The following is a 15130-nucleotide window of genomic DNA, read 5'->3' as shown; positions in this document are numbered from 1 at the left end:
CTATAACATAAGGCATTCTGCTTTTTTTCTGACGGTAATGGACTGATGTTAAACCCTCTGAACAAATTTTTGCATTTCCAGCCTCTCCCCGCTGCCGCCACCCGTCGCCAATTGCTGTTGTCCGGCCTGGGACTCGCGATCGCCGCGTTTGGTTCCCGCTCCGCCAGCGCCGCGCAGCAGGAACACATCACGAAATCTGCTCCGGCTCCGAAACCGCCGGGCGCTAAAAAGCTGGTCATGATAGACCCCGGTCACGGCGGGATTGATTCCGGTGCCGTCGGCCATGAAGGATCGGAAGAAAAACATGTAGTACTGGAAATCGCCAACTATGTACGCGAATTCCTCGGCGATCAAAGCCACATAGAGGTCCGGCTGACCCGCGATTCAGACCATTTCATTCCGCTTTATCAGCGCGTTGAACTGGCACATCAGCATCAGGCTGATTTGTTCGTCTCGATTCATGCCGACGGTTACACCAGCCCGAGCGCATCCGGCGCATCGGTATTTGCGCTGTCCAACCGGGGCGCAAGCAGCGCCATGGCGCGGTATATGTCGAAAAAAGAAAACGACGCCGATTTGGTTGCGGGTGCGAAGTACGCCAAAGAAGACAACAACTATCTGCAACAGGTGCTTTTCGATCTGGTTCAAACCGACACCATTAAAAATAGCCTGACACTCGGTCATCACGTTCTCGAAAAGATCCGGCCGATACACCATCTGCACAGCCAGCAGACAGAACAGGCGGCGTTTGCCGTACTGAAATCCCCGTCGATTCCGTCGATTCTGGTGGAAACGTCGTTTATCACCAATCATCAGGAAGAACAGCTGCTCAGCACTACCGCGTTTCGCCGTGAGATCGCGCAGGCCATTTCTCAGGGGATTGTGAATTTCTTCAGTTACTTCGACGCCAACGAGCGTAAGCCACGATAACCTTCCTGCTTCGAACCGCAGATGCGTGGGTTGTTCTGGGTGATTCGGCAGGTTTTGGGGTTATAATCTCGTTCTCTTTCTGATTCAGCGCCCGCAAAGCGCTGAACGTCTTTTCAGTCAACGTCTGTGAGTTTGCCCGTGAGCCAATCAATCCCCGACATTCAGCAAGTCAAAACATTCCTGCTCAAGCTTCAGAACCACATTTGCCAGCAACTGGCCGCCGCCGATGGCAAAGGCCAGTTCGCGCAAGACCAGTGGGTACGCGAAGAAGGCGGGGGTGGCCAGAGCCGGGTATTAACCAACGGCGCAGTCTTCGAACAGGCCGGTGTGAATTTCTCACACGTTTCCGGCACCACGTTACCCGCGTCAGCCACCGCGCACCGCCCTGAGCTGGCGGGACGTAGCTTCCAGGCGATGGGCGTGTCGCTGGTCATTCATCCGCACAATCCCTACGTGCCGACCAGTCACGCCAATGTGCGATTCTTTATTGCGGAAAAACCGGGTGAAGCACCTGTGTGGTGGTTTGGCGGTGGCTTTGACCTCACGCCCTACTACGGTTTTGAAGAAGACGCCCGCCACTGGCATCAGACGGCACAACAACTTTGCCAGCCATTTGGCGATGACGTCTATCCGAAATACAAAAAATGGTGTGACGACTACTTCTTTATCAAACACCGCAACGAAGCGCGCGGCATCGGCGGATTATTCTTTGACGACCTGAACACGCCTGATTTCGACACCTGCTTTGCATTTATGCAGGCCGTGGGCAACGGTTTTACCGACGCTTATCTGCCAGTCGTCGAAAAACGCAAAGCCATGCCGTGGGGCGAACGTGAACGCCAGTTCCAGCTTTACCGCCGTGGCCGCTATGTGGAATTCAATCTGGTGTGGGATCGCGGCACGTTGTTCGGTCTGCAAACCGGTGGCCGCACGGAGTCGATTCTGATGTCCATGCCACCGCTGGTTCGCTGGGAATATGGTTATCAGCCGGAAGCGGGCAGCCCGGAAGCCGCGCTGTACACTGATTTTCTGCCGGTTCGCGACTGGCTGAACGGGGGAAACGCTGATGCAAATCTGGGTGGATGCAGATGCCTGTCCGAACGTTATCAAAGAAGTGTTGTTCCGCGCCGCCGAACGCACCGGCATGATGGTGACGCTGGTCGCTAACCAGACAATACGCACGCCGCCGTCGAAATTTCTGCGTACCCTGCGCGTCGAAGCAGGTTTTGACGTCGCCGATAACGAAATCGTCAAACGTACCGAACCGGGCGATCTGGTGGTGACGACGGATATTCCGCTGGCGGCAGAAGTCATCGAAAAAGGCGGCGTTGCGCTGAATCCGCGCGGCGAGCGTTACACCACGGAAACCATTAAAGAGCGCCTGAACATGCGTGATTTCATGGACACCATGCGTGCCAGCGGCATGCAAACCGGCGGGCCGCCTGTGCTTAATCAGCGTGACCGCCAGCAATTCGCCAATGAACTGGATAAATGGCTGCAACAAGCTAGAAAATAATCCGGTCAGAGGAACCTGCTGTACCACTACATTTAAAGGAATAATAAAAATGGTCAAAAAGATCATACTGGATTGCGATCCGGGGCACGACGATGCCATCGCGATGTTACTCGCCCACGGGAATCCCGATATCGAACTGCTCGCCGTTACCACCGTGGTCGGCAATCAGACGCTGGAAAAAGTCACCCGTAATGCGCTGGCCGTGGCCCGCGTGATCAACCTGACCGGCGTTCCGTTTGCCGCCGGAGCCACCCGCCCGCTGGTGCGGCAGATCGAAGTGGCCGACGACATCCACGGGGAATCTGGCCTTGATGGCCCGGTGTTACCGGAAGCCGCCATTACGCTGGAACCCGTTCACGCCATCGATCTGATCATTGATTTGATCATGTCTCATCCGCCAAAAACCATCACGCTGGTTCCGACCGGCGGCCTGACCAATATCGCCATGGCCGTGCGCAAAGAGCCACGTATCGCCGAACGCGTCAAAGAAGTTGTGCTGATGGGCGGCGGTTACCATGTGGGTAACTGGAGCGCCGTAGCTGAATTCAATATCAAAATTGACCCTGAAGCCGCGCACATTGTTTTCAACGAAAAATGGCCGCTGACCATGGTGGGGTTAGACCTCACACATCAGGCGCTGGCAACGCCCGAAGTCGCCGCACGCATCGCCGCTGTTGGCACACAACCGGCCAAATTTGTCGGTGAACTGCTCGATTTCTTCGGCCTGAGCTACAAAGACCGCCAGGGCTTTGACTCGCCACCGGTACATGATCCGTGCGCGGTGGCCTATGTCATTGACCCGAACGTTATGACCGTACAAAAAGTCCCGGTAGACATTGAGCTGACCGGCACCTTAACGCTCGGCATGACGGTGGCAGATTTCCGTTCACCGCCGCCGCCGGATTGCCATACGCAGGTCGCGGTAAAACTCGATCATCAGCGTTTCTGGGATTTAATCGTTGATGCGCTCGAGCGTATCGGCGAAGTGAAATACTGAGTCAGACGGTAAAAAACGGGCATCCTTTTGATGCCCGTTTTGTCATTTATAAAGGCTCGGTTTGCGCTTCGACTACGGCTAACGCGACCATATTCACAATGCGTCTGACCGACGCAATCGGCGTCAGAATATGCACCGGTTTCGCCACCCCCATCAACACCGGCCCCACCGTGACCCCTTCCGAACTCGACACCCGCAGCAGGTTATAGCTGATACGCGCCGATTCCATGTTCGGCATGATCAGGATATTCGCCGCCCCTTTTAACGGGCTGTCCGGCATGATGTCCTGCCGGATACTTTCGACCAGCGCCGCGTCGCCGTGCATCTCGCCGTCGATTTCCAGCGAAGGTTCACGCGCATTCACCAGCTCCAGCGTCCGCCGCATTTTAAGCGCCGCCGGGCTGTCGGATGTGCCAAAACTGGAATGCGACAGCAGAGCCACTTTCGGTTCGATACCAAACCGCCGTACCGTTTCCGCCGCCATCAGCGTGATTTCGGCCAGCTGTTCTGCGGTCGGATCATCATTGACGTAAGTGTCCGCAATAAACGTATTCCCGCTGGGCAGCAGCAACGCGTTCATGGCACCGGCAACGTGCGCGCCCTCGCGGAACCCGAATACTTTTTCAACGATATCGTAATGCTCGTGATAGGTGCCCACCGTTCCGCAAATCATCGCGTCCGCTTCACCGCGCAGCAGCATGATGGCGGAAATCAGCGTCGGATTGCCGATAACCGCGCGCCGTGCCTGCTCCTGCGACACGCCACGCCGTTTCATCAGTTCATAATATTCGCGCCAGTATTCGTTAAATCGCGGATCGGATTCATTGTTCACCACTTCAAAATCACGGCCTGCTTCAAGTTGTAAACCCAGTTTCTTGATACGCATTTCGATAACGCCTGGCCGCCCGACCAGAATCGGTTTCGCCAGGCCGAGAGAAATCAGTTCCTGCGTGGCCTGCAAAACGCGTTCCTCTTCCCCTTCCGCCATCACCACGCGTTTGGCGTCTTTTTTGGCCTGAGAGAAAATCGGTTTCATGAACAGATTGGTTTTGTAAACAAACTCGGACAGTTTTTCGACATACGCATCGAAATCCAAAATGGGCCGCGTTGCCACGCCGGAATCCATCGCCGCTTTCGCCACCGCTGGCGCGATTTTCACAATCAGGCGCGGGTCAAAAGGTTTAGGAATGATGTAGTCCGGGCCAAACGAAAGCTCTTCTTCACCGTAAGCCGACGCGACCACATCGCTTTGCTCCGCCATCGCCAGATCGGCAATCGCATGAACGCAGGCCAGCTTCATTTCTTCGTTGATCGTTGTTGCGCCGACGTCCAGCGCGCCACGGAAAATGAACGGGAAGCACAAGACATTGTTCACCTGATTAGGGTAATCCGAACGGCCGGTGCAGATAATGGCATCCGGGCGCACCGCTTTCGCCAGCGGCGGCAGGATTTCCGGTTCAGGGTTGGCAAGCGCCAGGATCAGCGGGGATTTCGCCATGGTTTTCACCATGTCCTGCGTCAGCACGCCGGGACCGGAACAACCGAGGAAAATATCCACACCAGGGATCGCATCCGCCAGTGTGCGCTGCCCGTTATCCTCAATGGCATAGGCCGCTTTGGTTTCGGCCATGTTCTCCTCGCGGCCCTGATAAATCACGCCACGGGAATCGCAGGCCGTGATGTTGTGGCGTTTCAGCCCCAGCGCCACCAGCAAATTCAGGCAGGCAATGGCCGACGCACCTGCACCGGACACCACCAGCCGCACATCCGAAATATCTTTCCCGACCACGCGCAAACCGTTGAGCACCGCCGCTGTACAGATGATGGCTGTCCCGTGCTGATCGTCGTGAAACACCGGAATATTCATCCGCTCGCGCAGTTTGCTCTCAATGTAAAAACACTCAGGCGCTTTGATGTCTTCGAGGTTGATACCGCCGAACGTCGGTTCAAGCGCGGCGATCACGTCGATCAGTTTATCGGGATCAAGCTCGTCAACTTCGATATCAAAAACATCAATACCGGCAAATTTCTTGAACAGAACGCCCTTGCCTTCCATGACCGGTTTTCCCGCCAGCGCACCGATATTGCCCAGCCCGAGAACCGCCGTGCCGTTGGAAATCACCGCCACCAGATTCCCGCGAGCAGTGTATTTATAGGCCGTGAGGGGATCTCTGGCGATTTCCAGACAGGGCGCTGCCACGCCCGGGGAGTAGGCCAGCGCCAGATCACGTTGTGTGGCAAGAGGTTTGGTCGGAGAAACCTGAATTTTTCCGGGCACCGGAAATTCATGGTAATCGAGCGCGCTTTGCTTGAGTTGTTCGTCCATCGTAGGGTCCTTTTCTTGTTTCTTATTGTATGCAGGGACAACACATTTTATGTAGAGACAGCAGTGAACAGAGGCAACGTCACCCTCCGTTCAACCCGATGACAGTATAGATAACCTGCCACGATAAACGCCGGATAACGACCAAAAGTTAGCCGTTACATTGATTGCTTTTCGTTCACGGAAGACGTCTCGCAAAATTCGACTACGCTTAAAGTTTGACCTTGCACTTTCCTCTCACGCCCCGCAGTCTGAGCTGCGATGAGGGCTGCCATTGCTATGACCCATCGCAACAATCAGAAATAGCGCATTCAGTTTATTAACAGAATGATGCAGGGTAGGAGCCCAACGAAGATCACTGAATAACGCTTTTACTGTAACGTTTTCACTAACCGGAGAAAAATATGCCTTCTCGCAGAGAGCTCGCTAATGCTATCCGTGCATTGAGCATGGACGCAGTCCAGAAAGCCAACAGCGGCCACCCGGGTGCCCCGATGGGCATGGCGGATATCGCTGAAGTGCTGTGGCGTGATTACATGAATCACAACCCGGCCAATCCGAAATGGGCAGACCGCGATCGTTTTATTTTGTCCAACGGCCACGGTTCCATGCTGATTTACAGCCTGCTGCACCTCACCGGTTATGACCTGCCGATGACTGAGCTGGAGAATTTCCGCCAGTTGCATTCCAAAACGCCTGGGCACCCGGAATACGGTTACACGCCGGGCGTTGAAACCACCACCGGTCCGCTGGGTCAGGGCATCGCCAATGCCGTCGGCTTTGCGATTGCAGAACGCACGCTGGCGGCGCAGTTCAACCGCGATAATCACGACATTGTGAACCACCACACCTACGCCTTTATGGGTGACGGTTGCATGATGGAAGGCATCTCTCACGAAGCCTGTTCGCTGGCCGGCACCCTGAAACTCGGTAAACTGACCGCGTTTTATGATGACAACGGCATTTCCATCGACGGCCACGTTGAGGGCTGGTTCACCGATGACACGGCCAAACGTTTTGAAGCCTACGGCTGGCACGTCATCCGTGGCATTGACGGCCACAATTCAGATGCCATCAAAGCGGCGATTGAAGAATCCCACAACGTCACCGACCGGCCTTCCCTGCTGATGTGCAAAACTGTGATCGGCTTTGGTTCCCCGCATAAAGCCGGTACGCACGATGCGCACGGTGCGGCACTGGGCGCAGACGAAGTGGCGGCAACCCGCATAGCGCTGGGCTGGAACTACCCGGCGTTTGAAATTCCTCAGGATATTTATGCCGCCTGGGATGCCAAAGAAGCCGGTAAAGCCAAAGAAACAGCGTGGAACGATAAATTCGCAGCCTATTCCAAAGACCATCCTGAGCTGGCGGCTGAATTTGAACGTCGCGTCAGCGGCGAATTGCCCGCGAACTGGGAAACCGAAGCACAGAAATTTATCGAGGAATTGCAGGCTAATCCGGCAAATATCGCCAGCCGTAAAGCGTCACAAAATACGCTGGAACGCTTTGGCAAAATTCTGCCTGAGTTCCTCGGCGGCTCCGCTGACCTGGCACCGAGCAACCTGACCCTGTGGTCAGGTTCGAAATCGCTCGGTGACGATCTGGCCGGTAACTACATTCATTACGGCGTTCGCGAATTCGGGATGACCGCGATTTCCAACGGCATCACCCTGCACGGCGGTTTCCTGCCTTATTCAGCAACATTCCTGATGTTCGTCGAATACGCCCGTAACGCGGTGCGTATGGCGGCACTGATGAAAATCCGCAACGTATTCGTGTATACCCATGACTCCATCGGTCTGGGCGAAGACGGCCCGACGCACCAGCCGGTTGAACAAATGGCCAGCCTGCGCGTGACGCCGAACATGAGCCTGTGGCGGCCTGCGGATCAGGTTGAATCAGCCATCGCCTGGAAATATGCCATTGAGCGCAAAGACGGCCCGACGGCGCTGATTTTCTCCCGACAGAACCTGACGCAACAACCGCGTACCGCCGGACAGCTGGCAAACATGGCGCGCGGCGGTTATGTCCTGAAAGATTCCGATGGCGAGCCAGAAATCATCCTGATCGCAACCGGTTCGGAAGTGGGCATTACGGTTGAAGCAGCAGACAAGCTGGCAGCAGCGGGTACCAAAGTGCGCGTGGTGTCCATTCCATCGACCGATGCCTTCGACAAACAGGATGCGGCGTATCGCGAATCCGTGCTGCCAAAAACCGTTACGGCACGTCTGGCGGTAGAAGCCGGTATTGCAGATTACTGGTACAAATATGTCGGCCTGAACGGCGACGTTGTCGGTATGACCACTTTCGGCGAATCCGCTCCGGCGGAACTGCTGTTCAAAGAGTTCGGTTTTACCGTGGATAACGTGGTTGCGAAAGCCCAGGCATTGCTGAAGTAATCTCCGGCACATTCCCTCTCTGTAAAAAGAGAGGGAATACTGGCTAAAAATCTCACATCTGCCCCCTTCCTGCTTGATGAATACGCCCCTCTCCGGTAAAGTCCCGTCCCTTCTTTGGCATGGGGATCAATAATGTTTATTGGATTTGACTACGGTACAGCGAATTGCTCAGTGGCAGTGATGCGCGATAATAACGCCCACCTTCTGGCGTTAGAAAATAATGATCCTTATTTACCCTCCATGCTCTGTGCGCCAACCCGTGAAGCGGTCAGCGAATGGCTAAACCGCCACGGACAGGTGCCGACAGGCAGTGATGAAAATCTGGCGCTGCTGCGCCGAAGTATCAGCTTTAACCGCGAGGAAGATATTCCGGTCAACGCCACCAGCGTGCACTTTGGTTTACAGGCGCTCGCGACCTACATGGAAGATCCTGAAGAAGTGTATTTCGTTCGTTCTCCGAAATCGTTTCTTGGCGCAAACGGCCTGAAGCCACAACAGATTGCCCTGTTTGAAGACCTGGTCTGCGCGATGATGTATCACATCAAACGCCAGGCAGAATCTGTATTGCAGGAAAGCATTGAGCAGACGGTGATTGGGCGTCCGATCAACTTCCAGGGGATGGGCGGTGAGGAAGCCAACCGTCAGGCGCAGGGGATTTTACAGCGCGCCGCTGAACGTGCCGGTTTCCGTGATATCGCTTTCCAGTTCGAGCCGGTGGCGGCAGGTCTGGATTTCGAAGCGACCCTGACGGAAGAGAAAACGGTTCTGGTGGTGGATATCGGCGGCGGAACCACCGACTGTTCCGTTCTGCTGATGGGCCCGCAGTGGCGCGATAAAGCGGAACGCCAGAGCAGCCTGCTCGGCCACAGTGGTTGCCGCGTCGGCGGTAACGATCTGGACATCATGACTGCGTTTAAACAACTGACGCCTCAGTTTGGCATGGGCAGCGAAACGCAAAAAGGGATCGCGATCCCGGCATTGCCCTACTGGAATGCCGTCGCGACTAACGACGTTCCGGCGCAGGTGGATTTCTACAGCGTGGCGAATGGCCGCATGTTGCGTGATCTGATCCGCGACGCCGCGCAGCCGGATCTCATTAAGCGCCTGCTGAAAGTGCAGCAACAACGCCTGAGCTACCGTCTGGTGCGCGCTGCCGAAGAAAGCAAAATTGCCCTCTCCGAGCGCGAAAGCGTGACCGCGGCAATGGACTTCATCGAATCTGGTCTGGCAGAAACCATCAGCCAGCAGCAGTTAAGCGACGCGATTTCTCAGCCGCTGGAACGCATTCAGGAACAGGTCAGCCTGGCGCTGGCCAGCAGCGAAATTAAACCGGATGTGATTTATCTGACCGGTGGCAGCGCCCGTTCTCCGCTTTTACGTGCTGCATTGCAGGCGCAGTTACCGGGGATCCCGCTGGTCGGGGGCAATGATTTTGGCTCGGTCACCGCCGGTCTGGCGCGCTGGGCACAAACGCTGTTCCGCTAATCTTCGGCTTCACAAAAACAAAAACCGCCTGATGTTAAGGCGGTTTTTTTGTTTCTGGCGATACGGAAAATTCCGTTTTACAAAGACTTTGTTACCACGCGCTGGCGTCGTTAAGCGTGCGGATATCCGCGTCATCGAGTTTTAGGGTGGCGGCCTGCGCCAGTTCATTGAGCTGTTGCAGTGATGTGGCGCTGACAATCGGAGACGTGATGCTTGGACGGGCGATTTGCCACGCCAGTGCAACCTGACCCGGTTGCGCGCCATGTTTTTCCGCCACCTGATCCAACCCCTCCAACACTTTCAGGCCGCGTTCGTTCAGGCAACGTGCAACCACGTTTTCACCACGTTTGCTTTTGCTGGCATCCGCTTTGGTACGGTATTTCCCGGTCAGGAATCCGGCAGCCAGACCGTAGAAGTTGATCACGCCCAGGCCGTTATCTGTCACGACTTTTTCCAGCGCTTCTTCATACACTTTGCGGTCGTAAAGATTGTACTGAGGTTGCAGCGTTTCATTACGCGCCAGCCCGTTTTCCTTGCTGACTTTCAGCGCTTCGGCCAGACGTGGCGCGCTGTAGTTGGATGCGCCGATAGCGCGCACTTTGCCTTCTTTAATCAGTGCATCAAACGCGGCCAGACTTTCCGCCAGCGGCGTATCCGCATCATCGTCATGTGACTGATACAAATCGATATAGTCGGTTTGCAGGCGTTTCAAAGAGGCTTCCACTGCTTCTTTGATATAGCGTGGCGACAGGCCGACTTTTCCTTCGCCCATCGGTTTACCGACTTTGGTTGCCAGAATGATCTGGTCACGCTTACCGGTTTTTTTCAGCCAGTTGCCGATAATGGTTTCCGACTCGCCACCTTTATTGCCTTCAACCCAGCCCGAATACACATCGGCGGTGTCGATGAAGTTAAGGTTGTGATCCAAAAGGGCATCGAGCAGATTAAAGGAGGCCGCCTGATCGATAGTCCAGCCAAACACATTGCCGCCAAACGTCAGCAGCGGCACCTGAATACCTGAACGGCCCAGTTCTCTTTTACTCATCACACTCTCCCTTTTAGAAGGTCAGATTAAACATGCTTTGCGTGCGAACAATTCGTGATCAAAGGTCAACATTAGCATTTTGATATAAAATGTCAGGTTGAAACTCTATTCTTTATTGTCAGAAGGATTGTCAAAAAATGGGAAAGACTCTCCTTATTTCCTCCATTTTCTGTAGAAACATTCTGGCTACACTGTGAGCCTGGTCTGAAGGTGGTACTCCCCCTGAAATGCCGCGACAATGATTGTGCTGATGCGAACCCATGAAATCTGAAAACACTGACACCTTACCGCCTTCCGCCCCGCTGCCGCCTTCGGTACGCTGGCAATTGTGGATCGTCGCCTTTGGCTTTTTTATGCAGGCACTCGACACCACGATTGTGAATACCGCGTTACCGTCTATGGCCCGCAGCCTGGGTGAAAACCCGCTGCATATGCATTCGGTGGTGGTCGCTTATGTGCTGACCGTCGCCGTGATGTTGCCCGCCAGCGGCTGGCTGGCGGATAAAGTCGGGGTGAAGTGGGTCTTCTTTTCCGCCATCGTCTTGTTCACCGTCGGTTCCCTGCTCTGCGCGCAGTCCGAAAGTCTGCGCGAACTGGTACTTTCACGCATTGTTCAGGGGATTGGCGGCGCGATGATGGTGCCCGTCGGGCGGCTGACGGTGCTGAAAATCGTTCCGCGCAGTGAATACATGGCGGCGATGACCATGGTCACGCTGCCTGGTCAGGTCGGCCCGTTACTCGGCCCGGCGCTGGGCGGTTTTCTGGTTCAATACGCCAGCTGGCACTGGATTTTCCTGATCAATCTGCCGGTCGGTCTGGCCGGTTGTATTGCCACGCTGATGATTATGCCGAATTACAAAATGCAGACGCGGCGCTTTGATATCAGCGGCTTTATCATGCTGGCGGTTTGTATGGCGACGCTCACGCTGGCGCTGGAAGGCAGCCGCAGCATGGGGCTCAGCGCACTGGAACTGGTGCTGCTGGTGGTTGTCGGTTCAGGCGCTTTAGGCGTTTACTGGATGCACGCCCGCGGCAATCTTTCCGCGCTGTTTTCCCTGCGCCTGTTCCACACCACGACATTTAAAATTGGCCTGATCGGCAGCCTGTTAGGCCGCATTGGCAGCGGAATGTTGCCGTTTATGACGCCGGTATTTTTACAACTGGGAATGGGCTTTACGCCGTTCCACGCCGGTCTGATGATGATCCCGATGGTGCTGGGCAGCATGGGGATGAAGCGCGTAGTTGTGCGGCTGGTGAATCAGCTCGGGTATCGCGCCGCGCTGGTGACCGCCACATTATTGCTCGCGCTGATCACGCTTATCTTCCCACTGGTGGCGATTTACGGTGCCATGTGGATGATTCCGGTAGTGCTGTTCTTCCAGGGCATGGTGAACTCGCTGCGCTTTTCCTCAATGAATACGCTCACGCTGAAAGATTTGCCGCCGCGTCTGGCCAGCAGCGGCAACAGCCTGCTGTCGATGATTATGCAACTGTCGATGAGTCTCGGGGTCAGCGTGGCCGGCCTGCTGATTGGCCTGTTTGCGCATCAGCAGACCATTACGCCGGACAGCGGCACGCTGCATACTGCTTTCCTGTATTGCTATATGTCGATGGCGCTGGTGATCGCCCTGCCCGCCTGGGTCTTTTCGAAAGTGCCGCCGGACATGCAGAAAAACACCGTTATTGATCGCCGCCGTGCTGCGGCCGGATCTCCCGACCCGATGAGAAAATCATGAAACCAGGTATTACTGCCAAACTGTTTATGGCCATTTTCTGCACCTGCGCACTGGTGTTAATCACCATGAACTGGGGCGTGCGGATGAGCTTCGAGCGTGGCTTTATCGATTACATCCGCCAGAGTAATGAATCGCGCGTAGAACTGCTGGCCGATACCTTGCAGGAACAATACAAACTCCACGGCGACTGGGATTTTCTGGAAAAAAATGACCGGCTGATTTATCAGCTGATGCGCTCATTTGACCAGAACAGCAGCCAGAAAATGCCGCCGCAGGGATGGCGGACAAAGTTCTGGATCCTCGACAGCCATGACCGCCGCATCGGCGGTTACGACCAGCCGGTTCCTGCTGATCTTCAGGGGCCGCGTCGCGTGATGACCGTTGACGGCATGATCATAGGCTCGGTGATTTCTACGCCAGCCGAGCGCCTGACCCGTGATGCCGATATCAATTTCGAACATCAGCAAAGCCGCACCAGCTGGATTATCACGGCGTTCACCGCCCTGCTGGCCGCCGCCGTGACCTGGGTACTTTCAAGGGGAATGCTCGCGCCGGTTAAACGTCTGGTCAACGGGACACATCAATTGGCCGCCGGGGATTTCAGCACGCGTGTTGAAGTCGACAGCGAAGACGAACTGGGCAAACTGGCGCAGGATTTTAACCAGCTGGCGATGACGCTGGAAAAAAACGAGCAGATGCGTCGTGCCTTTATGGCCGATATTTCTCACGAACTGCGCACCCCGCTGGCCGTTTTACGCGGCGAGCTGGAAGCGATGCAGGACGGCGTACGCAAAATGACGATGGGTTCACTGGAATCCCTGCAATCTGAAGTGTCGATCCTCACCAAGCTGGTGGATGATTTGCACCAGCTTTCGCTGTCGGATGCCGGTGCGCTGGCGTACCGTAAAGTCGAAACGGACGTGGTGCACCTGATTCAGCTGGCGGAAGCCGGTTCACGCGACCGCTTCCACAGTAAACAGTTAACCCTGACCAGCCATCTGCCGGAAAGCGCCGAAGTCTTTGGCGATCCGCAGCGCCTTTCGCAGCTTTTCAATAATTTGCTGGAAAACAGCCTGCGCTATACTGACCCCAACGGTGGCCTGGAAATCCACGGGGAAATCCGCGATAAATCTCTGCATCTGAATTTCCAGGACAGCGCGCCAGGCATCAGCGACGAACAGCTGGTGCGTATTTTCGAACGGTTTTATCGCACCGAGGGCTCGCGCAATCGCGCCAGCGGGGGGTCTGGTTTAGGTTTGGCAATTTGCCAGAATATTGTCGAAGCACACGGTGGGCAGATAAGCGCCAGCCACTCTCCGGCGGGTGGCGTTCGTATAACGATTATCCTGCCGCTTTCTATTCCACATGGCCCGAGAAACTGAATGAACGACTCTGTATTGTCCGGCCCTGCGCCGTTAAAAATTCTGATCGTGGAAGATGAACCGAAACTTGCCCAGTTGCTGATCGACTATCTCGAAGCGGCGGGTTATGCCACACAATGGCTGCCCGACGGGCACGACGTGATCGCACAGGTGAAAACCCAGCCTCCGGCGCTGATCCTGCTGGATCTGATGCTGCCGGGAAGCAGCGGCTTGTCCATCTGCCGTGACATCCGCCAGTTTTCCGATGTTCCCATTATGATGGTCACGGCAAAAACTGAAGAAATCGACCGCCTGCTTGGGCTGGAAATTGGGGCTGATGATTACATCTGTAAACCTTACAGCCCGCGTGAAGTCGTTGCGCGTGTGAAAGTGATCCTGCGCCGCTGCGTGCGCCCTGACGAACATGTGGCAAAAGAGACCGGTCTGTATATTGATGAAGCCCGCTTTCAGGCGACGTTTCAGGGAAATGAACTTGAGCTGACACCGGCAGAATTCCGCCTTCTGAAAACGCTGTCGGTCAAACCGGGATATGTTTTCACCCGCGAAGTGCTGCTCAATAATCTTTATGACGATTACCGCGTGGTGACGGACCGCACCATCGACAGCCACATCAAAAATTTACGCCGTAAACTTGAATCTCTGGACGGCGAGAAAGCGTTTATCCGCGCCGTTTATGGCGTGGGTTATCGCTGGGAAGCAGAACCTTGCCATCTGGCATAACGCACAGGCTGAGTACCTGAAAGGCCGGCAACGCAGATTTGTAAAGTTACTGAAAGTCTGTCGGCCAGTTCACATTTACTGTCTTAAATTTCCTCTTTCCCCGCGAAAAAGTTTCCCTTAACTACACTTATCTCTGGAAAAACCCTTCTACTGGAGATTACCTTTATGGCTAACGGTCACTATGATCTGACAAAAGCGAAGAATGGACAGTTTCACTTTAACCTGAAGGCCGGGAACGGAGAGATTATCCTCACCAGCGAAATGTATGCCAGCAAAGCGTCGGCAGAAAATGGCATTTCGTCGGTTCAGACCAACGCGCCGGATGAAACGCAATACGAAATGAAACCGTCAAAAGACGGGCAATTTTATTTTGTGTTGAAAGCGAAAAACCATCAGGTCATCGGCGTGAGTGAAATGTACACAACGGAAAGCGCCGCGAAAAAAGGTGTTCAGTCAGTGGTGAAAAATGGGCCAACTGCCGATATCCGCGATCACACCCAACAAACTGCCTGATCCTACTTTCCGGAGGTTGCAGTATTTTGCGCTGCAACCTCCCGACTCAAAAATTGATCTGACCCCATAAAAGCTGAAATACCC

The 15130-nt window shown here is 55.0% G+C and carries 11 protein-coding genes and 1 pseudogene; 10 read left to right on the top strand and 2 right to left on the bottom strand.

Annotated features, from left to right (window positions below; translation table 11 throughout):
* Positions 1–45: 45 nt before the first annotated feature.
* From amiA to uriH, 4 genes and pseudogenes are all read left to right on the top strand, one after another.
* Positions 46–930: an N-acetylmuramoyl-L-alanine amidase AmiA gene (gene amiA / locus ACM5QY_RS10210; RefSeq protein WP_416120529.1), complete on the top strand. Its 885-nt coding sequence runs from the start codon at positions 46–48 to the stop codon at positions 928–930.
* Positions 931–1068: 138 nt separating this feature from the next.
* Positions 1069–1980: pseudogene (hemF, locus tag ACM5QY_RS10205) on the top strand (oxygen-dependent coproporphyrinogen oxidase); the annotation flags it as partial.
* Between the two features lie 16 nt (positions 1981–1996).
* Positions 1997–2446 carry a YaiI/YqxD family protein gene (locus ACM5QY_RS10200; RefSeq protein ID WP_416120528.1) on the top strand — a complete coding sequence of 150 codons (450 nt, stop codon included), beginning with the start codon at positions 1997–1999 and terminating at the stop codon, positions 2444–2446.
* 49 nt (positions 2447–2495) lie between these two features.
* Entirely contained in the window at positions 2496–3443 is a 948-nt protein-coding gene (gene uriH, locus ACM5QY_RS10195) for a uridine-preferring nucleoside hydrolase UriH (RefSeq protein ID WP_416120527.1), read from the top strand.
* A 46-nt stretch (positions 3444–3489) separates the two neighbouring features.
* Here the strand turns inward: uriH and maeB are convergent, their stop codons facing one another.
* Positions 3490–5769 (bottom strand): NADP-dependent oxaloacetate-decarboxylating malate dehydrogenase, encoded by a 2280-nt coding sequence (gene maeB / locus ACM5QY_RS10190; protein WP_416120526.1) that lies wholly within the window; start codon positions 5767–5769, stop codon positions 3490–3492.
* Between the two features lie 401 nt (positions 5770–6170).
* Between maeB and tkt the strand changes: the two genes are divergently transcribed.
* Together tkt and yegD are read left to right on the top strand one after the other, a co-directional pair.
* The gene (gene tkt, locus ACM5QY_RS10185; RefSeq protein WP_416120525.1) at positions 6171–8165 is read left to right on the top strand and encodes a transketolase; all 1995 of its coding nucleotides are present in this window, start codon (positions 6171–6173) and stop codon (positions 8163–8165) included.
* A 132-nt stretch (positions 8166–8297) separates the two neighbouring features.
* Positions 8298–9650, top strand: a complete 1353-nt coding sequence (gene yegD / locus ACM5QY_RS10180) for a molecular chaperone (protein ID WP_416120524.1) — start codon at positions 8298–8300, stop codon at positions 9648–9650.
* Between the two features lie 91 nt (positions 9651–9741).
* On the opposite strand, the gene ACM5QY_RS10175 is transcribed toward yegD, so the two are convergent.
* A complete protein-coding gene (locus ACM5QY_RS10175; protein WP_416120523.1) occupies positions 9742–10695 on the bottom strand; it encodes an aldo/keto reductase in 954 nt (317 codons plus the stop codon).
* Positions 10696–10955: 260 nt separating this feature from the next.
* Here ACM5QY_RS10175 and mdtD point away from each other — a divergent pair, with 260 nt between their 5' ends.
* The 4 genes from mdtD to ACM5QY_RS10155 all read left to right on the top strand — a co-directional run bounded on the left by mdtD (position 10956) and on the right by ACM5QY_RS10155 (position 15046).
* Positions 10956–12431 (top strand): multidrug transporter subunit MdtD, encoded by a 1476-nt coding sequence (gene mdtD, locus ACM5QY_RS10170; protein WP_416120522.1) that lies wholly within the window; start codon positions 10956–10958, stop codon positions 12429–12431.
* A complete protein-coding gene (gene baeS / locus ACM5QY_RS10165; protein ID WP_416120521.1) occupies positions 12428–13813 on the top strand; it encodes an envelope stress sensor histidine kinase BaeS in 1386 nt (461 codons plus the stop codon). Before mdtD ends, baeS begins: the two co-directional genes overlap by 4 nt.
* Positions 13814–14533, top strand: a complete 720-nt coding sequence (gene baeR, locus ACM5QY_RS10160) for an envelope stress response regulator BaeR (RefSeq protein ID WP_416120520.1) — start codon at positions 13814–13816, stop codon at positions 14531–14533.
* 165 nt (positions 14534–14698) lie between these two features.
* Entirely contained in the window at positions 14699–15046 is a 348-nt protein-coding gene (locus tag ACM5QY_RS10155) for a YegP family protein (protein ID WP_416120519.1), read from the top strand.
* Positions 15047–15130: the final 84 nt, after the last annotated feature.

The sequence above is a fragment of the Rahnella sp. PCH160 genome (assembly GCF_047784855.1).
Taxonomy (GTDB): Bacteria; Pseudomonadota; Gammaproteobacteria; order Enterobacterales; family Enterobacteriaceae; genus Rahnella.
Note: the sequence above shows the minus strand (reverse complement) of the source record. Positions and strands in the feature narration are given on the sequence as shown.

Bases quoted from the DNA above. Each gene is read 5' to 3' on its own strand.
- amiA (WP_416120529.1), top strand. From the start codon at position 46: ATGTTAAACCCTCTGAACAAATTTTTGCATTTCCAGCCTCTCCCCGCT.
- ACM5QY_RS10200 (WP_416120528.1), top strand. From the start codon at position 1,997: ATGCAAATCTGGGTGGATGCAGATGCCTGTCCGAACGTTATCAAAGAA.
- uriH (WP_416120527.1), top strand. From the start codon at position 2,496: ATGGTCAAAAAGATCATACTGGATTGCGATCCGGGGCACGACGATGCC.
- maeB (WP_416120526.1), bottom strand. From the start codon at position 5,769: ATGGACGAACAACTCAAGCAAAGCGCGCTCGATTACCATGAATTTCCG.
- tkt (WP_416120525.1), top strand. From the start codon at position 6,171: ATGCCTTCTCGCAGAGAGCTCGCTAATGCTATCCGTGCATTGAGCATG.
- yegD (WP_416120524.1), top strand. From the start codon at position 8,298: ATGTTTATTGGATTTGACTACGGTACAGCGAATTGCTCAGTGGCAGTG.
- ACM5QY_RS10175 (WP_416120523.1), bottom strand. From the start codon at position 10,695: ATGAGTAAAAGAGAACTGGGCCGTTCAGGTATTCAGGTGCCGCTGCTG.
- mdtD (WP_416120522.1), top strand. From the start codon at position 10,956: ATGAAATCTGAAAACACTGACACCTTACCGCCTTCCGCCCCGCTGCCG.
- baeS (WP_416120521.1), top strand. From the start codon at position 12,428: ATGAAACCAGGTATTACTGCCAAACTGTTTATGGCCATTTTCTGCACC.
- baeR (WP_416120520.1), top strand. From the start codon at position 13,814: ATGAACGACTCTGTATTGTCCGGCCCTGCGCCGTTAAAAATTCTGATC.
- ACM5QY_RS10155 (WP_416120519.1), top strand. From the start codon at position 14,699: ATGGCTAACGGTCACTATGATCTGACAAAAGCGAAGAATGGACAGTTT.